At 42.3% G+C, this 25594-nt stretch carries 14 protein-coding genes; 5 read left to right on the plus strand and 9 right to left on the minus strand.

Going from position 1 to position 25594, the window contains the following annotated elements; all coding sequences use genetic code 11:
- Positions 1–19 precede the first annotated feature (19 nt).
- From CLV99_RS07530 to CLV99_RS07545, 4 genes are all read right to left on the minus strand, one after another.
- Positions 20–1936 carry a RagB/SusD family nutrient uptake outer membrane protein gene (locus CLV99_RS07530; protein WP_162850052.1) on the minus strand — a complete coding sequence of 639 codons (1917 nt, stop codon included), beginning with the start codon at positions 1934–1936 and terminating at the stop codon, positions 20–22.
- A gap of 85 nt (positions 1937–2021) precedes the next feature.
- A complete protein-coding gene (locus CLV99_RS07535) occupies positions 2022–5471 on the minus strand; it encodes a SusC/RagA family TonB-linked outer membrane protein (protein ID WP_211348445.1) in 3450 nt (1149 codons plus the stop codon).
- A gap of 222 nt (positions 5472–5693) precedes the next feature.
- Complete coding sequence (locus CLV99_RS07540) at positions 5694–6758, minus strand: FecR family protein (protein ID WP_133583863.1); 1065 nt, start codon at positions 6756–6758, stop codon at positions 5694–5696.
- A gap of 58 nt (positions 6759–6816) precedes the next feature.
- On the minus strand, positions 6817–7320 hold the full coding sequence (locus tag CLV99_RS07545; protein WP_133583864.1) for an RNA polymerase sigma factor: 504 nt from the start codon (positions 7318–7320) through the stop codon (positions 6817–6819).
- 327 nt (positions 7321–7647) lie between these two features.
- Between CLV99_RS07545 and CLV99_RS07550 the strand changes: the two genes are divergently transcribed.
- Genes CLV99_RS07550 through CLV99_RS07565 form a run of 4 tightly spaced genes read left to right on the plus strand, consistent with a single transcriptional unit; the run spans position 7648 to position 14147 of the window.
- Positions 7648–8193 (plus strand): sigma-70 family RNA polymerase sigma factor, encoded by a 546-nt coding sequence (locus CLV99_RS07550; RefSeq protein WP_133583865.1) that lies wholly within the window; start codon positions 7648–7650, stop codon positions 8191–8193.
- 32 nt (positions 8194–8225) lie between these two features.
- Complete coding sequence (locus tag CLV99_RS07555) at positions 8226–9245, plus strand: FecR family protein (protein ID WP_133583866.1); 1020 nt, start codon at positions 8226–8228, stop codon at positions 9243–9245.
- 22 nt (positions 9246–9267) lie between these two features.
- A complete protein-coding gene (locus tag CLV99_RS07560) occupies positions 9268–12618 on the plus strand; it encodes a SusC/RagA family TonB-linked outer membrane protein (protein WP_133583867.1) in 3351 nt (1116 codons plus the stop codon).
- A 20-nt stretch (positions 12619–12638) separates the two neighbouring features.
- Positions 12639–14147 carry a SusD/RagB family nutrient-binding outer membrane lipoprotein gene (locus tag CLV99_RS07565; RefSeq protein ID WP_133583868.1) on the plus strand — a complete coding sequence of 503 codons (1509 nt, stop codon included), beginning with the start codon at positions 12639–12641 and terminating at the stop codon, positions 14145–14147.
- A 204-nt stretch (positions 14148–14351) separates the two neighbouring features.
- Here the strand turns inward: CLV99_RS07565 and CLV99_RS07570 are convergent, their stop codons facing one another.
- The 5 genes from CLV99_RS07570 to CLV99_RS07590 all read right to left on the minus strand — a co-directional run bounded on the left by CLV99_RS07570 (position 14352) and on the right by CLV99_RS07590 (position 23921).
- Positions 14352–16973, minus strand: a complete 2622-nt coding sequence (locus CLV99_RS07570; RefSeq protein ID WP_133583869.1) for an alpha/beta hydrolase family protein — start codon at positions 16971–16973, stop codon at positions 14352–14354.
- Between the two features lie 28 nt (positions 16974–17001).
- Positions 17002–18450 carry a RagB/SusD family nutrient uptake outer membrane protein gene (locus tag CLV99_RS07575; RefSeq protein WP_133583870.1) on the minus strand — a complete coding sequence of 483 codons (1449 nt, stop codon included), beginning with the start codon at positions 18448–18450 and terminating at the stop codon, positions 17002–17004.
- Positions 18451–18464: 14 nt separating this feature from the next.
- Entirely contained in the window at positions 18465–21992 is a 3528-nt protein-coding gene (locus tag CLV99_RS07580) for a SusC/RagA family TonB-linked outer membrane protein (protein WP_133583871.1), read from the minus strand.
- Between the two features lie 116 nt (positions 21993–22108).
- Positions 22109–23218, minus strand: coding sequence for a FecR domain-containing protein (locus tag CLV99_RS07585; RefSeq protein ID WP_133583872.1), 1110 nt, complete (start codon positions 23216–23218; stop codon positions 22109–22111).
- A 130-nt stretch (positions 23219–23348) separates the two neighbouring features.
- On the minus strand, positions 23349–23921 hold the full coding sequence (locus tag CLV99_RS07590) for an RNA polymerase sigma factor (protein ID WP_133583873.1): 573 nt from the start codon (positions 23919–23921) through the stop codon (positions 23349–23351).
- A gap of 282 nt (positions 23922–24203) precedes the next feature.
- Here CLV99_RS07590 and msrB point away from each other — a divergent pair, with 282 nt between their 5' ends.
- Positions 24204–25301, plus strand: a complete 1098-nt coding sequence (gene msrB, locus CLV99_RS23575; protein WP_133583874.1) for a peptide-methionine (R)-S-oxide reductase MsrB — start codon at positions 24204–24206, stop codon at positions 25299–25301.
- Positions 25302–25594: the final 293 nt, after the last annotated feature.

The raw sequence follows: 25594 nt of genomic DNA on the forward strand, positions 1-25594 counted from the left end.
GCTTTTAACATTAATTAGGTTACCATCCTGGATTTTGAACCAGATTAGGATTGGTTTGTAAATTTGATTCCCGTATTGGCCAAAAGTAATCTCTAGGTGCATTAAAGGTCATATTGTGCAATGTACGTACTCTATAGTAATCTATTTCCGTACTTCCTAGATAGTTCCAGCCCCTGACGGGTTGATTTTGTAAGGTTTCTGCAGTTTTCCATCTACGCAAATCCCAGATACGATGCCCTTCAAAAGCCAATTCAATCCCTCTCTCCTGCATAATTATCGCTCGTAATCCTTCCTTTGTATTCGGTTTACCTGGATTTCTAGAGTGATTGGTCCAAGACTCGACTACCCCTTTCAGCCCTGCTCTTGTACGTATCATGTCTAGATACCTTATAGCTTCCTCTCTTTTATCGGTCTCATTACAAGCTTCTGCATACAACAGATACAAGTCTGCTAGCCTCATTTCAGGTCTAGGATACTTTTCTGTAGAATACTTCTGTGTACCTATACCAATCTGCTGAAACCTCCAATTGACTAGCTTTTTCGCCCAGTACCCTGTCACGTTATAATACATATCTCTAAGCTTACCACTGGGTTGTCCGTTTTTTCCCCTTACATATAGTGCTGTTTGTTCATCGGTGGCACCTGGAGCATTGGCCATGAACCACTTCGCTCCGTCAAACGCAATAGAACCATAGAATCGGTTCTCCCTATTAAAATTCAACTTCGCTGTGCGGTAACCTGGCACAATATTGAAACGGTCTGCTACCGTTGCAGCCTTCACTTCAAACCGCCCTGCATAATCATAATCCAAATCTTCATTGATAGGTACACCATTGTCGGTATAGAACAATTCAGCCATACGCATCGTCACGGACAAATACGAGGTATAATCGACAGGTGTAGTGATTCGACTATCGATCTGCCCTGCCAAATTAGCATTCTGAATATCGCCAATAACCGTTTCACTATGATTTGTCAGTCCCCATATCAATTCCGAATTCCATTTCTCTGTTACCGCTCCGCGGGTATTCATTTGGTAGGTTGTAGAGTCCGAAAGCTTATACCCAAAATCACTAAAATAGTATAATTTATGATTTCCGGCTTCAGCGGCTTCAATGGCTAATTTGCCAGCTTCAACAGCCTTTTCCCATTTTGATTGATCGTAATTGGCATTAAACAAAAGTTGTCCATCCTTGTTCTTAAAATTATTATAGTCCTGATTTCCATTAAAAAGAGGACTTGCTGCCATTACCCAAAGCTTCGTTTTTAATGTCAATACTGTTGTTCTACTTATACGCCCCGCCTCCGTAGTGACATTTACGATACCATCGGGCAGCTTGGTCGCAGCCTCATCCAATAAGTTTGAAATATAATTTACGACCTCATCAACGGGCATTCTTTTTACCCGCATTGTCTCAGGCGATTCACCGATAGGAATAGCTTTATCCATAATAGGAATAGGCCCATACATGCGCAACAGACAGAAGTGAAAATAAGCTTTCAAAAACTCGACCTCCCCAATCCACCGTTTACGATCTTCAGGCAATAGATCCAGTACCTTACGCTCATCCTTTATATTCTCTAAAAAAATATTACATTCCCTGATCGCCTGCCAAAAGTTAGAACCATGCTTGTCTCCGTCCCAAAAGTTCACATAAGGTCTAGATACATTCTGTTCACCCAGCGCTATTTTCCAAGGCGAATCCAAATCATATGTTTCTCTATAGGTCCACATCTCGTCCCCACCTGTAAACATGATATTCGCTACAGCCACACCTCCAGCGTGAGCTCTTGAAAAGGTATACGAATAACACTTATGCAAAAACTTTTCGGCTTCATGCCTATTTGTAAAAGCATGATCGATTGTAGCCAAACCATCTGGCACCACATCTAGATAATCTTTGCAACCACTCGTTGCCAATATTAACAATGCCATTACAGTTAGCTTTTTTATATTTTTCAATGATCTTTTCTCCATTTTCATACGTATCTAATTATTTCTTGAGTTATCTATCCGGACCTTAAAAGCCGATATTTACTCCGATATTATATACTCTTTGCAGCGGATATCCCAATCCATTCCCTCCCATTTCAACATCCCACATTTTAAACTTACTCCATACAAAAAGGTTAGATGCATTGGCGTATATCCTCATGTTACCGACCTTGATACGTTGCAGCAATTTAGCAGGCATGTTATACCCTAGCTCAACAGATTTTAACCGAAGAAACGCACCATCTCGCATCCACCAGGTCGATGTTTGTGTATTATTAGTGACCAACGTACTTGACAGCCTAGGAAAAAACGCATAAACATCACGGTTACTTTCCGACCAATGACTATCCGCAATCCCCTGTAACAAGCCATTCTGCATACCACTATATTTAGGATTTACATCCATTGCAAAAGGGGTGATATTGGTAGGGTTTATAAAGAAAGATGATCGGGCAGACCCTTGAAAAAACGAACTAACATCAAAATCCTTATAACCAAAACTAAAACCAAAACCATAGATCACCTGAGGTGTAGTTGGCATACCAATAGGCACCCTGTCTAGCGTAGTAATCACACCATCACCATTTATATCCCTATATTTAATATCTCCTCCTAGGTAATCACCAAATTGTTTGGGCGAATTCATCACCTCGTAATCATCTATAAACAAGCGCTCAGCGATATAACCATATACCTGGCTTACGGGATTCCCAATACGGGACAAATGACTATTCTCTGGCAAGTATTGCGGTTCTTCGTAGACATCATACTTACTGGTTGCATATGTAAAATTACCTCGGACAGTCAAAAACATATCATTTCCGAAAGTTTTATTATAATCCGTTGCCACCTCAAATCCCTGCGCCTTAGCCTCTCCCACATTGGCCTGTACTGCCGCCGTAAGCCCGACTTCATTGGGTATAGAGCTCCTCGTCATCAAAATATTTGTACGTCTTTCCCGATAGGCATCAAACTCAATATTCAAGTTCCTGAATAGTCCCATTTCAAAACCAATATTAGATTTGTATGAAGTCTCCCAGGTAATATCTCTATTTTCATAACGGTCTACCTTTACACCAGGTTTTGTGTAATCATAGTTATACCCAAAAGAATAACCAGGAGCATTCAAATCCACCAGTGATAAAAAGAAAAAACGATCGGATTCGTTTCCGATTTGATCATTACCGACCAAACCATACGTTCCTCTAATTTTAAACTTATTAACGACCGAAGTAATACCGCTAAAGAACTTTTCATTATGAGCGTTCCACGCTAGTCCGATTGAAGGAAAAAAACCATACTTCTGATCTCCCCAAAAACGTTCAGAGCCATTGTAGCCAAAATTGAACTCCGCAAGGTAGCGCATATCATAGCCATAGGTAAAGCGTCCCGACACACCTTGATTTCGTTTTGGAAGCGACAATTGAAGTTTTTCAATATTGGAAGTTACTGCTGTACCATCAGCTCTTACCTCAGGATTTGCAGTCTGGTAATGGGAAGCCAAATAGATCAACGTTGCTCCAATATCATTTTTGCCAATGGAGGTATTATAATTTAATGCAGCCTCCACATAATTGAATTTATTGACAATCTTACTTCCTGCAGCATAATCAAGATATTCCCTTCCTCCTTCATCATTTAGTAATTTTAATCCTGTATACCCCTGCTCTTTATCAAATACAGCACTATAATAGAATGGTGAATATTGCCTTGTTAGTGAGTGTTCCGAATTACGACGCGTATATCCCATAATGCGTCCTGTCAGTCCCTTTAGCAGAAAGTCAAAATTTTGCTTGATCTCTCCTTGTACCGTGAGGTATGATCGCTCCGTTAGCTGATATCCAGAAACTGCTTTAGCATAGGGATTGTTATAAAATGCTCCATCCCCTGGTCTTCTGGCATTCCCAAATAAGACATGGTTTGTAGTGGGGCTCAACTCCTTAGGAAAATAAGCCGGGAACGCTACCGGGTTGGACCATAAAGCTTGATTGAATACAAATCCACCACCACCCACTGGACCATTATACTCGTAGAACTGTCCTTGAGTACGTACCGTAGCATCTGTAGATGGAGTCAGTTTAAAATTGACATTGCTTCGCATTTCATAATTAGACGCTTTCACATTACTATTGAAGTTTTGGGATTTGACCTCTCGTATTACACCATTATCAATATTGGCGGTACCAGATATATAATATTGAGCTTTAGATCCACCTCCACTTACGTTACCATTCACTCTCGTATTATTGGTATAATCTCTGATCAACATATCTATCCAATTGTTATTCGGGTACAAATAAGGATCCCGTCCTAGGCCCGTCATATCAATCTTACTCTGCGGATAAGGTTCCTCAAAGTTTCTTGTTCTTGCCCCCTCATTAGCCAAGGTCATATAGGTTATATTATCGGCAAGCTTAAAATTATCGGTATTAGAAGATATTGAATTCTCTACCCTTATGTTAAACTTTGTAGGTCCATCTTTACCACTTTTGGTCGTAACCAAAATTACTCCATTAGCTCCCCGGGCGCCATATAGTGCAGCAGCCGAAGCATCTTTCAAGATAGAGAATCCTTCGATATCATCAGGCTGTATACGTGCTAGTTCATTAGAAGATATTTCCATCCCGTTCAAAAGAATGAGTGGATCTACTTTACCCGTACCAAAACTGGTAACACCACGAATAAAAAACTGTGCATTATCCTGTCCAGGCTCGCCGGACCGTTGATAAGCAATCACACCAGCAACCCTTCCTGCCAACATCGTAGTTAGGTTAGATGTCGGACCTTTCAGCTCCTTGGGATTTACATTACTTATAGAACCAACCAGAGTTTCCTTTTTCTGCTGACCAAAAGCGACCACAACCACCTCACCTACATCTTCTGATCGCTCCTCTAGTGTTATATCCACAATCGGTTGAAAAGTATAGTTGACCTGTTGGGTCTCCATGCCCACGATACTATACACAAGTTTTAATGCAGATTTACCCTTCGCTTGGGCTTTCAGGACATAATTTCCTTCTAGCCCCGAAGATGTCGTCCCGATTGTTCTATTTCCTTCATCTAGCATCACAATAGTAACACCGGATAACGGACTTCCAGTTCCACTAATCACCTTACCCTGTACTTCGACAGTCTCACTTTGAATTTTTCCGTCGGTGTTTTGATCTTTCTTTTTTGTGATAACAATATACTTTCCGTCTCCTTTCGTCGTGTAGTTGAGCGGAAATCCAGCTATCACCTGTTGCACCGCTTCAGTAGCTTTCTTGTTTTCAATCTGTGTGCTCACTTTATAACGCTCGATGTCTGCGTATACAAACTGAATTTTCACATTCGAGACTTTCTCAATCCGCTTGAATACAGTGGACAGGGCCTCATCCTTAAAGACAAGCGATACTCGCTGTTCCTGTGCCCAACTGCCATAGATGGTAAACAAAAAGCAAAACAGCATCAAGAGCCTTTTTTTTCTTTCTTTCATTCTTTAAAATGGTTAGTTATTAGTTAGTTTTAGTTTCTCCATGCAGAGATCCAAGCTCATTTGATACCTAGTACGTACTACAGTCCAAATAGGGTACGTTTATTTTAAGTTATTTTAAAACAAACTACCACAAAACACCTAAAACGTTGATTCATAAGTATATAAAAAAACGCAAGAATCTTGGCAGATCTTACGTTCTATCTTGATTATTAATCAATACGGTTAACGTTGCACAACGATTGTGTTTCCTTTAATCACGATCTTGGCCAATTTAAAATCATTCATCAGCTCTATAATAGTCTCCAACGATTCTTTTCTATCCGCAGTAAAACGAATTTTAAGTCTGTCTACACGCGCATTTTCAAATACGACATCCTTATTATACCAACGTCCCACTTCCCGTAATACTTCTCCTAGCGAAACCTGATCAAAATAGAAATAACCTTCGTACCACCTATAGTATGTATCGAGATCAATCTTACTAAGTTTTACTGTCCCTTTTATATCTCTTAAAAACTCATCCCCGGGAGTAAGTATCATCCCCTGTTGTGCTCCGCCGTCCAACACCTCGACCTTTCCTGTCAGAAGTGTCACCTGCGCCTGCTGCGTATTACTACTCTTTACATTAAATTCCGTACCTAACACTTGGGTCGACAGATCTTTTGTCTCAACTATAAAAGGTCTGTTTTTATCCTTTGTCACTTTGAAAAAAGCTTCCCCTTCTAGTTGTATCTTTCTTTCATTGCCAACAAAACGATTAGGGAACGTAATTTTACTTCTGGCATTGATCCAAGCCTCTGAACCATCTTCAAGGATAATCTTAACCATTTTTCCATTGGGCACAGTTAATACCTCTTCCTGGACAGCCACTTGCGGTGATATTGTCTTATAGGATAACCCTCCTTCGATCAGAATAGGATTATTTTTTCCATTCAAAACACGGGAACTCACGGCTTCCTCTATATTAATAGCTTCTTTATCTCCCGACCTTAATAACACTTCATCTACAGTAGAACGCTCTTCGTACACCAGGTAATCTGAAGTAGACGAGGATGGATCTGCATGCAAAAGATATAGATAAGCAAAAGCAGCTAACAACATAGTTGCCGCTATAGCAGAACCTATAACAACTATCCTTGTAGAAATCCACTGCTTCTTGACATGAAAGCGCTTTAGCTCATCCTCTACATCCGGTACATTATCATACTTCACAAAATGTTCACGGAGCAGAATCTCTTCCTTTATAAAATCGGACGGGGTACCATCTTGTTTGTTTCTCTCTTCCATTACTTCTTCCCTTTATAAGTTATAGTACGAACCAAACCCCGAAACAGGTATCATTTTATTATTTTTTCTCATTATAGATCGTCCTCAATAATTTAAGTGCTTTTACAATATGCTTCTTTACGGTATCTGGACTTATATCCAATTGTTCCGCTACTTCACTGTATTTCAATCGCTGAAAATAACATAAGTCCAAAATATGCCTTGTATTTTCAGGCAATTGGCTTAACATCGTTTCCACGAGTTCATCCTGCTCTCTTTGATCTGCTAACTCATCATAGTAGCGTGAGAGTGTATTCAGATACTCGTCCATATACTTGTTATGTAGTGTATTCTTACGTAAAAAATCAACACAACGATTTCGCACACTCACCTTTAGATAGGGCTTTGCTTTTTCTTTATCAAATCGTTCTATATTTTTCCAAAGGCTTTCAAAGACCCCACTCACAATATCCCTACTCTCTTCTTCATCACCTGTAATATGGAAGGCATATTTATAGAGATAGGTATAATTTTCACGGAATATATGGTCAAATGTCTTCTTGTTAAAGAGCCTTTTTAACATATTTATTTTAAGTTATACTGGTTTTACGCGTCCAAATATAAATGAATATTAACCTATTTTTAAAATTTAATTAGCAATTGAATTACCCGATCAACTTCTCTTATCCCCAAGACAATCAAGATCGGCTAAGTTCTAGATAATCATTCGCGCAGTTTAGATCTATAGCAATCTTTACGAAGGATAATAAAAATAAATTTCTGATTGATTCGTATTAAATTATTAACTTGAGTTACCAATTCATAAAAACTTCATATAAACTTAACAGGTGTGCGTCATCTAAAAACAGCTTTAATGGCTAATTTCGGCAAACATTCGATGTCCAAAAACATGAGTGAACACAACGCTATAACACCCGCTGATTTTGAAGAATTATTTCTGATCTGGAACAGAAAGATCTATTATTACGCCTTATCCAAGACGAACTCTACTTATATTGCTGAAGAAACTGTACAGCGTGTATTTATAAAACTGTGGCACAACCTTCATCACAACGAGGTAAATATAAAAATTGAAGCTCAGCTCTTTTGCATTGCAAAAAGTGTCTTGCTCGATATTATCAAAGAAGAACGACGTAGAGAGTCCGATACACTAAATAACGATTATCCAGCAATACATCACCAAACCCCATTAGAGGTATACCGGGTTAAAGAACTAGAACAACAACTGGACGATATCATTAATAAGATGCCCATAGCCCGAGGAACCATATTCAGGATGAGCCGCTTCGAGAACCTAAGCTATAAAGAGATCGCGCAACAATTGTCCATCTCTCCGAAAACCGTCGAGAACCATATCGGCCTTGCCTTACAGACTTTGAAACGTGCTTTCTATAATTTTCTGCTTCAGATTACTATTATTTTCATTTTCTTTTAGGGGTATTGGGCATTTGCGTCGTATTCTATACGATGAAGATAACCAAACAACTCGTAGATCGCTATTTGCAGGGGAAATGTACCACTGCCGAAGCTTCGGCTATCGAAACCCTACTCGAAACAGACCCTACAGCACTAGACGATTTCCTTCCAGAAGAGGAGTGGCTGAATAGTCCTATCGATCGCCATTATGAGGGACAGGATGAAGCTTACAAACGTCTAACGCAGCAGATATACCCCAAAGCAAAGACTCACATACGCTATCTTGGTGTAGCAGCCTCAATAGCGGCAATATTCATCCTCCTATTTGGTATATACCGTCAGCAATACCCATCCATAAATCCGTCTGATCGTAGGATGACCGTGATCAACGACAGTATACATCCCTCTGCCAGCAGCCTGTATTACATCAATTCTGGTTATGAAAACATGGTCCTAACAACTAGCGATGGCTCTACAATTACACTTTATCCGCACTCCGAGATTCGCTATGCTGAAGATTTTGCACCACTTTCCGAACGTGTGCTACACCTTAAAGGAAGAGCTAGATTTGATGTCGCGAAAGATAAATCCAGGCCTTTCCATGTCGTGTCCCAAGGTATAGTGACCACTGCATTAGGAACAATATTCGTCGTCGACGAGTTCAAAGATTCCAAAACCCGTGTCCAATTGTTAGAGGGATCCATACAAGTCGTCTCCCAACGCAAAGTCGACGCAGAAAAGGTAACAAAGACATTTAAGCCCATGGAAGAAGTGACTATTGATCATCAGCAGGGACAAATCATTGAAGAGAAAAAAATAAACAATACCCTACATAACCGCGAGGCCTATTTTACCCAGAACGCGCAACGTTTACATTTCAAAAACCTAGCACTACATGATGTCGTCAGCATATTACAACAAAACTACGGCATAGACCTACAGTACCCTGCCCAGAGTCTCGACGGCAAATATTACAGTGGTACCTTTCCAGAATCTGATCAAGTATACAAGGATATTATCAAAGAAATAAACTACTTACACCATATTAACATTACGTACACCAAGAAGTAATAAACAATAAAAACAACTAAATATGAACAAGTATTTACCCAACAAGAAGCAGCTTATCACGATGCTTCATCTCCAGCTGAAAACTCCTGGAACGCATTGGAAACTACGATTAGGTCTATTGGGACTAGTCTGTGTCTCCAGTCAGGTAGTGATGGCCCAATCTACTGCAACAGTGAGCGGTGTTGTACGGGATGGCAAGGGGGCTAGTCTAGCTTCTGTAACCGTCACAATCGAAAACCCATCCACCTCCTTTCGTCAGGTAAGCAGGACCAAAGAAGATGGAACATTCAGCTTTGACCGTATACCCGAGGGACAAGGTTACAATATCCGACTCAATTCCTTAGGCTTCAAACCAAAAACATTGAGCGATTATAACATTAGCGCCAAAGACAAAGTTGCGATATCTATCACATTGGATCAAGAAGCCGAAGATCTCGAAGAAGTTGTCGTCACCGCTCTTGGTATCAAACGTGACAAAAAAGCGCTAGGTTACACCGTTGCCGAACTCAAAGGAGACGAACTTACAAAAGGTAAAGAAAGTAATGTTGCCAATGCCCTATCTGGTAAGGTAGCCGGTGTACAAGTAAGCCGTGCGGCATCTGGAGCAGGCGGATCCGCTAAAGTGGTAATCCGAGGTAACAACTCATTGATCGGTAACAGTCAACCGCTCTATGTCATCGATGGTGTACCCATCGACAATCAGAATACTTCTGCGCCCAACCAATCCGGCGGTACTGACTACGGCGATGGTATCGGTAATATCAATCCTGATGATATCGAGAGCATGTCCGTATTAAAAGGGCCGAATGCCGCAGCATTGTATGGCCAGCGTGGTAGCAATGGTGTCATATTGATTACTACAAAGTCCGGAAAAGCCGGCAAGACCTCCTTCCAGTTCAACAGCGATTACGCAATCGGCAACGCTTTAGTATTGCCTGATTTTCAAAATGAATACGGTCAGGGACTCAATGGTACATTTACCCATTTTCGTAAAGATGATGGCACTATCGTGCCGATGAGCCAGGCTTTAGCCAATAATTTCACTGGTATGCCCAAGATGTCTGCAGGACGTGACCGCACTACCCGAGCGAGTTGGGGTGCACGTATGGAGGGACAGACCTATGAAGATATGTATGGTAATATCTTACAACTCAAGCCCGAACCCGATACCTACCAAACATTTTTCCAGACTGAAAAACAACGGGTCAACAATCTCAGTGTAGATGGTGGGAATGAAAAGCTCAACTATCGTTTTTCTTTTGCTAACACAAATATCGATGGCTACATCCCTACCAACACACTGAACCGCAATAACTTTGGCTTACGTACTCAGGCTAAAATCACGGATAAGTTCCATATCGACGTAAAAGCAAACTATATCATGCAACAGGCCGAAAATAGGCCAACGCTATCGGATGCCTCTGACAATCCAGCTTATCTATTTATCAGTCAGCCCCGTAGTTTGAGCAATAGCATCGCTTCACAATACAAATGGACAGCCAATGAGGTAGCCCGTCAACTCGGATTCTCAGGGATATATGAAGGCCTTGAAAAAACCTATGCCACCAATAGTTCGACCGCCAATCCATTTTGGACCATCAACGAAAACCATAATGAAGATCGCAGAGACCGTATCATTGGTATGTTACGACTTAGTTATGACTTCTATCCTTGGCTTAAACTTTCGGCCACAGGGGGCACCGATTTCTATACCGATCAACGCTTTCGCTATCGCCCAATCAACACCTACCAAAGTTTGAATAAAAAAGGTGACATGCGTGAAGAAGTATTACGCTCGCGCGAGGATAATTATGATATCTTAGCCAGCTCAAATTTCTCGGCGACAGACGACATCAAACTAAGCTTTAACTTAGGAGCCAGTCATCAGAATCGCTATTTCCGCATGACAGGAAATACCGGTAATCAGTTTATAGTCCCCAATCTATTTGTAATAAATAACACAACGACCAATTCTTATCTGTTCGACCTCGTTGAATCCCAGATCAACTCTGCTTATTTTTCTGGGCAGTTTGGCTTCCGGGACTTTTGGTTTGTTGATTTCTCTGCCCGTAATGACTGGTCATCTACATTGTCCCAAAAAAACAACTCGTTTTTTTACCCGTCAGTTAGCAGTAGTTTAATCCTTACCGATGCCTTCAAATGGCAGTCTCCTGTTTTATCCTACGCCAAGATTCGTGGTTCATGGGCACAGGCAGGTAGCTCGGGAAATCCCTACCAGCTGACCGGAGCTTATTCGCTCAATCAGTATACTCATGGCGGTATACCTATGGCTTCCTATACCGAGATTATCCCCGATCCTAATCTAAAAAATGAACTGACGACTTCCATTGAGGCTGGTTTAGACTTACGCATGTTACAGAATAGATTATCATTTTCCTTTACTTACTATCAGGCACGTACCAAAAACCAGATTTTGGATGTACCAATTTCACCATCCAGTTTATATGTCAAAAACCGGATCAATGCGGGTGAAATTTCAAACAAGGGCTTTGAATTCGTAATCAGTGGTACCCCAGTTAAAACGGCTAATTTTGAATGGACCAGCCAGTTTAACTTTAACCGCAACCGCAACAAAGTAGAATCACTATATCCAGGTGTAGATGTATTCTTATTAGGAACCGACAGAGGTGTCAATGTGGTAGCCGAAGTAGGTAAACCTTTTGGACAGCTCAAAGGCACCCAGTTTGCTTGGATCAAAGATGACCAAGGCAATCGTCTGATTGATCCCAACACTGGATTGCCATTACGCACTACCGGTCGCGTAGAGACCGACCTTGGCAATGCACAACCAGATTGGATAGGTGGATTTGGCAATACATTCAATTATAAAGGAATCAGCCTTTACGCCCTAGTAGATATCCGTCAGGGCGGTATTATCTTTTCACAGTCTAACCGCGAACAGATAATATATGGTACCAGTAAGAAGACTCTTGAAGGACGGGACGGTACATATGTAGCTGACGGAATCGTAGGTCTCGCTGATGGAAACGGACAATGGAGCAGTACCGGCGTTAAAAACAGTAAGCAGGTTACCGCCCAAGATTACTGGAATATGGTTGCCAGCGACAAAGAAGTGATGGTATCCGAAGAAATGATCAATGATATGAGTTACATCGCAATGCGCGAAATTGCCCTATCATACAGTTTACCAAAGAAATGGATGCCACATCAAGTAGTCCGCAATATCAAGGTAGGACTATATGGCCGCAATCTCTTCTACTTCCAACGTAAAACCGATGGCTTTTCACCCGAGTCTGCAGCATTCAACGTACACAACTCATCTATCGGTATCGAGTCGACCTCACTACCTATGATGCGTAATTTCGGCATCAACCTTAATATCGGTTTATAATGTATCAAAAGACAATCCAAATGAAAACACCTATCTTCAAACATATTCTTTTCTTGAGCATGGGCACCGCAGCAATGCTGATGAATAGCTCTTGTACCAAAGATTTCGAACGTATCAACACACCTCCTACCTCAGTCACCACGGTCGACCCTGCGCTGTTATTGTCCCGTATCCTTCGCGACGGCACGTTTCAAGAGTCAGGCGAACTTCCGAACAATAAATTCGGATCCTGGGTACAACATTGGGCCGGAGGGCCGGTAGTCCCCGTCTCGCGTTACTTCGAGGGGCCCGAAAATCTAATATGGGGTCAACATTTTCAACTTTTACGTAACATAAGCCAGATCAAACAAGAACTCAAAGGACTTGAAAATGATCCTGCAGGCCGTAGTAAACTTGCCATCGCAGAAATCTATGAAGTATTCCTTTACCAGCGCCTCACGGATCTATTTGGCGACGTTCCTTTTTCGGAAGTTACGCAGAACAGTGGAGCCATCAACCGTACACCAAAATTTGACAAGCAGGAAGATATTTATCCTGCTCTGGTACAACGTCTAGATCAATCACTTGCCAAACTCACAACTGGTGATGCCAGCTATGGTACTGCAGATTTTTTCTATGGTGGTAATATCGATAAGTGGAAAAAATTCGGTAACTCTCTTAAACTCCGTATAGGTATGCGCATGCGTTATGCCAACAGCAGCCTTGCCCAACAAACCGTGACCTCGGCACTATCATCCAACTACGGGCTATTGGCAAGCAACGCAGACAATGCTGCTGTAGCGACCTTTAACAATGCACAAGCCGAAAACCAAAATCCAATTTTGCGTCAATTTACTACTGGAAGTGCGGATTTACGCTACTTAGCCAATACTTTGGTCGACAAGCTAAAAGCCGATGACGATCCACGTCTCCCTATACTAGCTCATCCGGTCACAATAGGAGGCACGACCACCTACCAAGGAATAGGTGTCTCGCTTACCGACAATCAGTTATCACAGCTTATTCGTGCAAACTACTCTACGGCCAATAGAAATACATGGTTTAGTCTGACGTTTGCACCTATCCCAAGCTACGCACTGACTTATTCAGATGTCTGTTTTTACAAGGCAGAAGCCGCACTTCTAGGTTGGGGATCCACCAATAGCCAAGCGCATGGTCTATTTGTGGATGGAGTCAAAGCAGCTTTTGCATTACCTCCTTACAATTTATCGACCCTACCTACATCCTATGAGCAAGGCATTCTAAGCTTTAACAATTTGAGCGATTCAGAAAAAATGGAGAAGATAGGTACGCAGAAATGGATACATCTTTTCGGCCGTAATATGGAAGCATTTGCCGAGTGGCGCCGCACAGGCTATCCGCAGCTTACACCGGGTCCAAATCCGGGCTCGACCAACGGTCAGATACCTAGACGTGGTATCTACTCGAGTGAAGAAGCCGAACTGAACCAAACAAACTACAAAGAGGCCGTAAACCGTATGAGCAATGGTGACTCTTTCCTGTCCAAAGTATGGTGGGATAAAAGATAAAAAAGAAATGAAGACCAATTACTCTCCCGTGTAGCGAGCGCACCAAGACCAAGTCAAAAGGAGACTGTAGAATTGCTCAATAAGGTACTTTCCAAATCCTAATTTATACCAATAGGGGCCGATTGTCTATCGGCCCCTATTATTGTAATCTATTAAAATCTCGAACCTCTTACTGATACCACAGAAAGCAGTTCGACCTGTGATTTACATCCAGCTCGGTTTAGGTTTATCTTTAAGATAATGGTCAAAGAAGTCCGTTACCTTCACGGTAAAGTCATCCTTATTTTCCTCCTTATTCAACAAGTGTCCTTCGCCCTTATAATTGAGCATCCAAGCAGGTTTACCCAGTCGACGCATTCCCATAAACAACTCAATACCTTGCTCCCAAGGCACTGCTCCATCCTGATCATTATGCATCATCAATACCGGTGTCTGCACGTTCTTCAATCCGAAAATTGGTGAATTGTCAATATACAGCGCTGGATTGCTCCATAAATCGGTACCTATCCTACTCTGCCCATGCTCATATTGCGACATACGGCTTTGCCCGCTTTCCCAACGTATACCACCATAAGCGCTCGTCATGTTCGAAACCACCGCGCCGGCTACTGCCGCTTTAAACAAATTGGTTTTCGTCAACAGGTAAGCTGTCTGGTACCCTCCCCAACTGTGCCCATTCAATCCTATACGGTCTTTATCAATGTAATCATGTTTCATCATAAGCGCATGCACACCACTTACGATAGCATCATACGAACTCTCTCCTGGCTCTCCAACCCTAAATTTGACATCGGGTATAAACACGAGATAACCATTACTTACCATATATGACCAATTGACCACCGATTTGATTGCAGCAGGCACATTATACCGATTCACCAAGTCACTCCGCGTTTCATAAAAATAAACGACCATAGGATACTTTTTGTTCGGATCAAAATTTTCGGGCTTACATAAAATCCCCTGTAGTGCATCTTTATTGAAACTCTCCCATTCCACCAGTTCGGATGTCCCCCATATGTACTTCGATTGTTGCGGGTTTGTCACGGTGAGCTTCTTCACTTCACTAAAGTCAGTTTTGGAATAATACAACTCCGGATAATTGATAAAATCTCCCTTTCGCCAAAGTAGATGTTCACCTTCCTTAGCTAACGTAAGCCCTGCATACACATGATTTGACATAGCCAACTCCTTAAATTGTCCATCCTGGGTCCTTACGAAATAACCATCCTTTTTATCAACCTCGTCCAAAGCTGTAAAATACATCGGTTTCCCTGTAGCCACATAACGCTCGGACTTACTGGATTTCACATAGCGAAATACAATCCCTTTCTGTGCTCCCAGTCCTTTAGTAAGGTTAATTGGCGCACGTTTGCCCGTTGGATCTATCTGCCATACATCGTACTTACTATGCACCAAAAAATCGTGTCCACTATCCGTCCAGCCTAGATCCGTATAATGTGTGGAGTGCATGGGTTTATCCAAATCATCATTATAGAATACAGCAGGAATCTGCTTCGTCAGGTTTATATCCTGCAAGGTCTTTGTATCCATCGCATGCCATGAACTATCAGTAGATTCATACCAGCTTACAAAGCGCTTGTCATACGATACCCTAGGTGTACCAAACTTACCTTTTAAAATCAATTGCCGCTCACCGGTTTTTAGGTTGACCAAATACGAATCATACTGCCTATCCGCTGTGATCCCCACCAGGTGTCGGTATGGAATATCGCTGAAACCAATAGTCACATCCTCAAAACTCCCCTCAGGAAACTGTAAGAAAGGCATGCTACTATCCGTAAGCTGTACGGCTCTTTTGCTGCCGAGTGTATACTGGTAGAAATCACTTTCCACCATTTTTCCTCCTTTATTCATTGGAGGTATAGCGTCTGCATCCCATTTCCAAATATCCAGTTGCACCTTTTTCTTAACAGTAGCTGTATCTATGGGCTGTACGCGCTTCGCTTTGAAGTATACACGTCCACCATCTGCCGACAAGCTAAGCTGTTCCATCGGCGACAGCTGAAAACCCGGAGCAATCCCCGCAGTAGCCCTTGTCACCGAATCAAGAAGCTTTCCCGTATACGTAGATACCACATAAAGGCTGTTGATTGTATCCTTACCATTGACAGACTCCTGTATATAGACCAATCTGTCCGACTTCCCTCCAAAATTCGCAAGGGAATAGTTGATATTTCCTTTTGCCAAGACATGTGCACGTTTGGTTTTCAAGTCCATCAAGGATAATATCCTGATACTATCCTGCCGTTGCAGATAGAGCACATGGTTATAATCGGGAGAGTACCTATGCTTAATCAGAGAAGGGATTACCAAAGAGTCTCCCTGCGACATTGTCGTTAGCACCAATTTTGTGGTAGGCAGCCATTTCTTTTTTACCGCAACCGAATCCAGGGACTCTTTGTACACCTTTTGCAATAGAAAGGGCGTATTCCCATTTAGAAATGTCACCGTCTGCACAGCTGGGATCAGCTCAATCTGCCCCGTCGTCAAACTTCTCAAGTAGAAGTCTCGTTTCTTCTTGTCATCCGACGCCTTCTGAAACAAGGCGTACTTGGAATCCACGCTAAACTGTAAAGCGCTCCCATTACTTATCGAATCGACAGTCTTCTCGTTACCAATATAAAGCTGTTGAAAATCTTTTTTATCCTTTATCTCATAGGAAAACCACAATCCATCATCCGTTATTGCTTCAGCCTGGATCGACCTCCACAAGTCATAATCTTGATGAGTCAATGGTTTTTTAGTCTGTGCCGTGGCAGCGATCCCCCAACCTAGACACGCGCACAATATCGTATATCGCATATTATTATTTATAAAACACTAAATCTTATTATCCCCGGTCATATTGTTGTATGCCTTGGTTTACTTCAATCACTTTGGGTGGCAGCGGCAAAATATACCGCTTATCATTAGCAGGCAATACCTTCGTTTCGGTTCCTACCTTATGGCTGATATCTTTCTTCCAATCCTCCTCCCTATTAAGGCGTTTTAGATCGATCAATCGCATGCTACCCCGGAAAGCAAATTCCCGACGACGCTCTTCCAACACCATTTTTAGAGCCTCTTTAGCAGAACCCGCTACTAAAGGCATATTTTTCAAAATCCGCTTATCCCTAAGCTTATCCAATAGTTTCAATGCATTGGTTGCGTCTCCTTTTCGAGCATATCCCTCCGCAGCTATAAGATAAAGCTCCGCAGTACTGAATCCGGCATTGAACATAATATAAGGCACCCACATACTTTTACCCGGAAAACTGTAGGTCTGTGTATATAGCTTAAATGTATTGTCAGCAAAAAACAAAGCTCTACGCTGATCCGTACTACCCGCAGGCAATTGCGACTTATAGGTATTCAACAAATCTTCGCTAGCGTATACGTTTCTGGACAATCCGACAAATGCATCCCCATAGCGTGCATAGATACTCTCCACATCATCTTCGGGCTCTGGGTAAGGTTTGGAGGTACTCGCATCATAAATCCGTCCCGTACCGTTACCTGCCGGATTGATGCTGTATTTGGTCATATCAATCAGTACATTATTTTGCAGAAGCGCTTTTTCAGCAAACTCTCGAGCCTGTTCGTAGTCGCCCATATAGAGATACATACGAGCCATAAAGGCATTGCCGACCTGCTTGGATGGTTTGAATGCATGCTTAGGCTTATCCGCCAAGTGAGGTAAAGCCTCCGTTAGATCTTTAGTGATATGTTGGTACACCTCTTCAACCGTATTTCTAACATAGACCTTGTTAATATCTTCAGATAATAACAAGGGCACCCCTAGATCCGTAGCTGCCGTAGTCTTATCGTAATCCCTTGCATAGGTATTGACGAGCATTAAATACTCAAATGCCCGACCGACCTTAGCCTCCGCTGCCAGCATCTGTCTTTCCTTTTCCGTTCCGTCTTTACACAGCAGTACATTATTGATTACGACATTAAAAGTGTATATTCTCTTATATGCAGCCTGCCAGAGTTGATCGTCAGCACCAGCACTAAATACAGCGCCTGGGCTAAAATCATATAGATTACGTTGATTTTCCTGTGCCTGCTCATACTGACCAAAAGGCACCGACTTGTCGCCCAATAAGATATCATCCGTAATGAAGACCGTATACGGATTATCCGCATTCATCATAGACTTATGGTTCAACAGCTTGACATAATCATCATAAAACTCAGGAATCTGAATTCCTTTTGGCTTGATATCTAAATATTTGTTGCACGACTGAAGTACTAGCAAGCAACAAATCATACCTATTGTGGATATTTTGTTAATCATGTTCCTATCGATTTTTAAAAATTAAGAGATACCCCCAGCGTGTATGTCGTTGGAGACAATGTACCCCGTGTTGGACTTGTAGAAGTACCATTCCACACCTCTGGATCTAGTCCTTCACTATTCGCAGACCATCTCCATGGATTTTGCACCTGCGCTGTCACTCTCGCCTGCGACACTTTATACCTATCCAAGATTTTGGACGGTAGTGTATACGACAGGGAGATATCACGAAGTTTGATATAATCTGCTTTTTCAATATGCTTATCGGCCGATACCCAAATGTTTTTCATATTCGCACTAGCTCCCTGCTTGAATGCCGGAGCCTTTTCGGGATCAAGCTCATCACCAGGCTTGGTCCAGAAATTGGCGGTCTGTCTATCCACATTCGCCGATATCCCTGTTCCTACAATATAGTCTCCCATTATACCGCGCATCACATGCCCGCCATAGTGTACAAACATGAAGGATAGGTCAAAATTACGGTACTGAAAATAATTGGAAAAAGAAGTCGCATAAGGCGGCAACGTTGTACCGGCATATACTAAATCATCCACAGCCAATGTGGCAAAAGATTTCGTAATCTCTCCTTTTGCATTATAGGCCTGTGGCGCCCCAAGTTCATCCAGCCCTGCCCATCTGACAGCATACAATCCATTCAACGGCTTATCCTCCCTGATTTGATTAGCCTGAATATAGTATATAGGTGCCCCATTGGTATTCTCGATACGTGTCAGCTTATTCTTGTTGTAAGAGAAGTTAAGCATAGACTGCCAACTGAATACCGCTGTCTTTATATTCGTCGAGTTTAAGTTCACCTCGATACCACGGTTGTACATATCACCATAGTTCAGCGTAAGCTCACTCCATCCATAGGTTGGATCAGCTACCTTTGCCCGTAGCAAATCGGTTGTATTTTTATTATAAAGATCGATACTACCGTGTAGAACCGATTTCAATATCGAAAAGTCCACACCGAAGTTAGTGACATGCGTCTTTTCCCATCTCAAACCCGAGTTTGGCGGAAAAGTAACCTGAGATGAAGGTTCATTGATATAATCATTTATCCCCGAATCAAACACCGTAAGAAATGGTCCGCTCATCTTAGCAATATTACCATTGATACCATGCGTCGCCCTTACCGACAACCTATCCAACCAACCTTCAGGATCTTTAAAGATATGGTAAGATGTGCCTAGAGACCATAATGGACGATATTGATACTTTGGATCTGTTCCGAATAGATTGGACTGATCCATACGTATACTTGCATTTACGGTCAACCGCTTATTATAGGTGTATGAGCCATTACCATAGAAAGACACATAGCGGTTTTCCACATCGGTAAATCCACTTCCCATATTACTATAGGAGAACGATCCGCCCAAGGCCTCTGTCCCCGTCAGCCTAGCGATAGATTTCTCATCAATAGCTTTATACGATAGACTGTGGTCATCGTACCCCACACGATAGGTCGTAGTTCCGGTATTTCTCACTTTACGTTGCTCCGCACCAGCGATAGCATATACCTCATGCAGGTCATTCCATGACTCATTATAGTTCAGCTGCGCCCTTAGGGTGTGCGAACTCCTGTCGCTGCGCGTTTCTTTGATCTGTCCTCCTGTAGGTATGTTCTGGATGATGTTGCCATCTTTGATCTGCGTGGCATTGTTGATCATGTTGCGTACGAACCAAGAGTCCTTTCCATAAAACTGCTTAGAATAACCATTTCCGATTTCTTTCTGATATCTTAGATCTAGCGTCAGACCTGTCATCAATTTGAAGTTAAGACCCAGATTTAAATTATGGTAATTATCTTTTTGATTATAATGCTGTCTTTCCAGTTCATCCATGGGATAGTAACTTTCGTCCAGCAATCCCAGTCCTGTCAACCTATTCAGCTCCGTCTGCGATTTGGCCTGATACCAGGGTAGTGCATCTCCATTCTCGTCCCTAAAGGTGAGGTAAGAAGCCTTACTCGATCCATTGTACACACTCATGCCTAGGAATCCATTGTCGTAATCAGCTTTGGTGAAGCTACCGATCAGATTGGTCTCCATACGCAGCCACTTGGTAATATCCAGCGTATTCTTGAAATTATAACCTATTCTATCATTGGTCTGTGCCTTTTCATAGGGTGCACTCTTCATGTAATTTCCAGAAAGCGCGTATTTGTGTTTGGCCGTACCACCACTGAACGACAGGTTATGCTGCTGATCAAGCGCATGCGAACGTAAGAATTCATTCTGCAACTGGCTACGACGATCCCTAGCGCGGTACACATTCAACTGCTGCTCGAGTTCATCATCATTAATCTTAGCCGCAGCATGATCAAAGAACAATTGACGCACCTCATTGACATAATACCCTGCGGGCATAGTACCCGGATTGAGCTTAAACAACTGTTGCTGAAAATCAATAAATTCACTGCTCGATAATAGGTTATTGTAGGAAGGATCTGGAAGCGGAGTCCATTTCATACTACTGTTTAGAGCAATACGCATCGGTCCTTCGGCCCCCGAACGGGTATTAATCACGATTACCCCATTAGCCGACCGCGCTCCATAGATAGATGCCGCAGTAGCATCTTTCAATACCGTTACCTGTGCTATTTCGGATGGATTTATGGCGTCCAGACTACCTTCATAAGGTATACCGTCTACCACATATAGTGGAGAAGACACTCCAGACAGTGTCGATTTTCCTCGTACCTGCATCGTACCTTTGTATGAAGTAAGCCCTGCCACCTGCCCTTCTATCCGATCCAGAATATTATCCTGCAGTTTTCCCTTCAGGTCGTTTGCGGTCACGATACCATATGAACCGGTAGCTCTTTCTTTAGAAATATTCTGATACCCTGTATTATAACTAACCGCAACTTCCTCTACCTGCACAGGCATCAGTCTCATACGGATATTATTTTCAGCTTGCTTCACCTGCAATTCCTGCGACGTATAGCCAAGACTACGGAATACCACCTTAGATCCTGCCGGTAGCCCTTTCAATTCATACCTCCCGTTTTTATCTGTCGTAATCTGCTTCCCTGTAGCAATCGCATGTACTGTCACACCGCCCATAGGCTGCTGCAAACTATCCAGTACTACGCCGTACATATCGATGGTCTGCTGTTTTGTCGCTCCCTGCTTTTGTGGAGCGTCCGACTTCGGAAGAATAGAGATCACCTTACCACTAATTTGATAAGTGTAGGATTGATCATCAAATATTTCATCCAGTGCCACACGCAAGTCGGTATTCTTGAAATTGACCTGCGCCAATCTCGACTTACTGACCGCTGGATCTGTATATAAGAATGCATATCCGGTCTGTTTCCGGATTTCCTTAAATACATCTCCAAGGGTTTTATTTTTCAACTGCAGATTCACTTGTTGAGCGACTGCATTACCCATAGCCTGTACCGAAAAGGCAAGGCAAAGAAAAAGCGTGAGTTTCATCACTATGAGATACTTTAATTGAGGTCTATGTCTATCTGCGCGTCTAGCCATTAGAATAGCGTTACGCTCATTGACCGTACCATTTTTATTCATAAATTTGTTAGTTAGGTTATTTAAATTGTTAATCCAAAATGCCGTTTAGATGCCTAAACTCGACTGGGGGTGTTTGCAGCACTTCCAGTCTTCTAATCAAAATAACTAAGTTTATACTATCGGATCGTCACCCTCCTTCCTTCCAATTGGAATGTTATATTATAGTGTAATTTCAGTGCTTTCAAAAACTCATTGAGACTGATATTCCGAGGTATCTCGCCCGTTAGTTTGGGCAAATGTCCCAGGTCACGGTCTACCACCACATCCACATCATACCAACGGGAGATATCGTTCAGTATATCCCGCAGATCATCTTGTTGGAATACTAAAATATCTTCCTTCCAGGCTGTCACATCTTGGGCATTGACCTCCACAACGTGAACACCGTCCTTAGACCAGACCATCTGCTGTCCCGGTTTGAGCACTTTCGAAACATGAAATTCTTCGGCCCTCACTTTCACCTTTCCTTCCAGCAAAGTCGTCCTATCAACTTCCCTTGGGTAGCTCCGCACATTGAACTTCGTCCCCAGTACTTCAATAGTCTGTTTGTCGGCTACAACCTTAAAGGGCTTATTGTCCTGATGAGCCACTTCAAAATAGGCCTCTCCAGATAATATGACAGACCTTTCCTGACCGAATACCTGAGGGTATTGCAATTTAGAAGCTGCATTGAGCCACACTTTGGTACCATCAGAAAGCGTGACCCGATAAGTACCCCCTCGAGGCGTCTCTAGACTGACCTGTCGATCCTTATGATGCGCGTCTGAATCGTCCTTGAAAACATCACTTCCGTCCTGGTATACGATATCCTGATTCATCACTATCCCCTCTTTCCCCTCTTCGAGTGCCATTGCGCTGCCATCAGAAAATGTCAGGGTCGCCCGGTTTCCACCAGGAGCGATTTCGTGCTGAGTCAGGTCGACAACAGGCTCAGGACTCTCCTTCAATTTCCAAACACTAAGGCCAACTGTAAATACCAATACCGCAGCGGCTGCCCAATACCAACCCCTAGATTTCGATTTTGACCGTTTGGCTTCAGCATGCTCTATCTCATTGAGAATATGGCGATGGGTATGAATGTAAGAATCATTGACCTGTTGACTAGAAGGTATAGACCTTCTTTCATCCAGATAATGGAGATAATGGGACTCGAGCTTTTGCCTTTCCTCTGCTGTACAACGCCCTTCCAAATAAGCGTCCAATAATTCATCTATTCTTTTATCCATTTTATATCTACCTCCGACATACAAAAGCACGTCTAACAAATAAGAAACCTTAGGAGCACAAAAATCCCGAATTATTTCACATAAAAATACAAAACAATGAATTTCAGAGACATAATCTCAAAAAAAAGAATTACCCCATCAGAAGAAAGACCGCTATTGCGAGGCCCAGCTTGAGCCGTGCATCTTTGATAGCTCTGGAGTGGAGGTTGCGTACCGTTTTCTCGGATACATTAAGCATCTCGGCAATTTGGGAAACCGAGAGGTTGTCAAAATAGGTGAGCACAAATACCTGACCAGCCTTACCGGGCATCTCTTCAGCCAGATCGTGCAGGCGTCTGACCAACTCTTTTTCAAAGACCTTCTCTTCGGCATGGGTATAGCCCTCCTGTAGATAGGCATGTAGACTTTGCTTATATTGAGTCACCACAGACTTTCGGCGTTCCTCATTCAAAAAACCATACTTGATACCTTGGTGTAGGTAGCTCAATACACTTCCCTTAATCTGTAGATCGTTACGCTTTATCCACAGATTGACAAAAAGTGCCTGAAGAATGTCTCTGGACGCAAACTCATCATTGGTCAGCTTATAGGCATAGAAAAACAAAAAATCGTGAAAGCGGGCATAGATTTCATCAAAAGCCTTCTTATCGTCGCTCTTGAGAAGTGCCAACAACTCGTGCTCATCTAATCCTTGATAATCCATGTAATGCTTCGAAAACGTTAAAAATCGGCACTGTTCTTATTGATTGCCGAGTAAATATAGATGTTTTCATTTATATTACAATCTCAATCGCAGTAGATGGACCCAAGCGGCCGCCAGCGAGCAAAGCCCCTCTCCGTCATTCCCTTTCGTCTTTCTATTGTAAAAAGAGCGTTTCATACTAATTCATGTTGTTTTTTTAGCAAATTACACTCCTCAAGGCATTATCTTTGTATACCATACGGGATAAGATCAATTACGTTCTTATGGAAAAGTAGATAGAAAATGAAACAGCTATTAGCAGTCGTTGCACTTGCCATCGGCATATTTTTGCTCAGTAAGATCGGCTTTTCGCAGAAGACACAAACTATAAAATCGTCAAAACAACATATTATGAACACTACAGATACGACAGACCCACACCATCAGGTTATATATTTTGCAGGAGGATGCTTTTGGGGCACCGAGCATTTTTTCAAGCAAGTACGTGGCGTGACGGCGACAGAGGTCGGCTATGCCAATGGGAATACGGAAAATCCTTCTTATAAAGATGTCTGCACCGGTAATACCGGATTTGCTGAAGCCGTAAAGGTAAGCTATGACCCGACGGTAATCGACCTGAAGCTCTTAATCGATCTATTCTTTAAAACAATCGACCCTACCACGCTCAACAGACAGGGCAATGATATCGGAACACAATACCGCACCGGTATATACTATACCAATGCGGCAGATATACCAGTCATCGAGGAGCGTCTAGCGGACCTTAAAAAACAGTACAATGCTGATATCGTTGTAGAGCTAGAGCCACTGGAGAACTATTTCGATGCTGAGACCTATCACCAAAAATACTTGGACAAAAATCCAGGAGGGTACTGCCATATCGGACCTGATTTATTTGAAATAGCTCGACAAGCCAACCCGGCCCCAGCTGCGGCTTATAAAAAGGCAGACAAGGAGACTTTAAAGAAAACCTTGACTCCTCTTCAATATGAGGTAACCCAAAATAATGCGACAGAGCGTCCTTTCAGCAATGAATACGATCAAGAGTTTAGAGAGGGCATCTATGTCGATATCACCACTGGTGAACCTTTATTTATTTCTACAGATAAATTTGATGCCGGTTGCGGATGGCCTGCTTTCTCCAAACCTATTGACAATGGCCTCATCGAGGAAGTATCTGACAATTCGCACGGGATGCGACGAGTAGAGGTCCGTAGTAAGACGGGCGATGCGCATCTTGGTCATGTGTTCGAAGATGGCCCCGCAGATAAGGGTGGACTTCGTTACTGTATCAACAGTGCGTCACTCAAGTTTGTCCCTAAAGATCAAATGAAAGCAGCGGGCTACGAAAAGTACCTACCGCTCCTGAACAAAAAATAACATTACAAGGCCCGACACAAAATATGTCGGGCCTTGTTGCTTTAAACCAACCAACGCTCCTGCTCATCAGAAGCCGTCGTCCCAAACCCCACCTATTGGGCTTTCCTCAATTTCAATTCCTTCCTCACGCCACGCTTATTTCAACAAAACACAAATTAAATCCAAACAAAAAGTATTCAAAACAACCTAACATACAATAGGTTACAAATCTTGTTTTACATTTTATTTTACTTTTTTATTTTTTATTAAAAAAATAAAAACATTAATGTAACAAAAACGTTATAGCATATAAC

This window comes from Sphingobacterium yanglingense, from assembly GCF_004363245.1.
Classification (GTDB): domain Bacteria; phylum Bacteroidota; class Bacteroidia; order Sphingobacteriales; family Sphingobacteriaceae; genus Sphingobacterium; species Sphingobacterium yanglingense.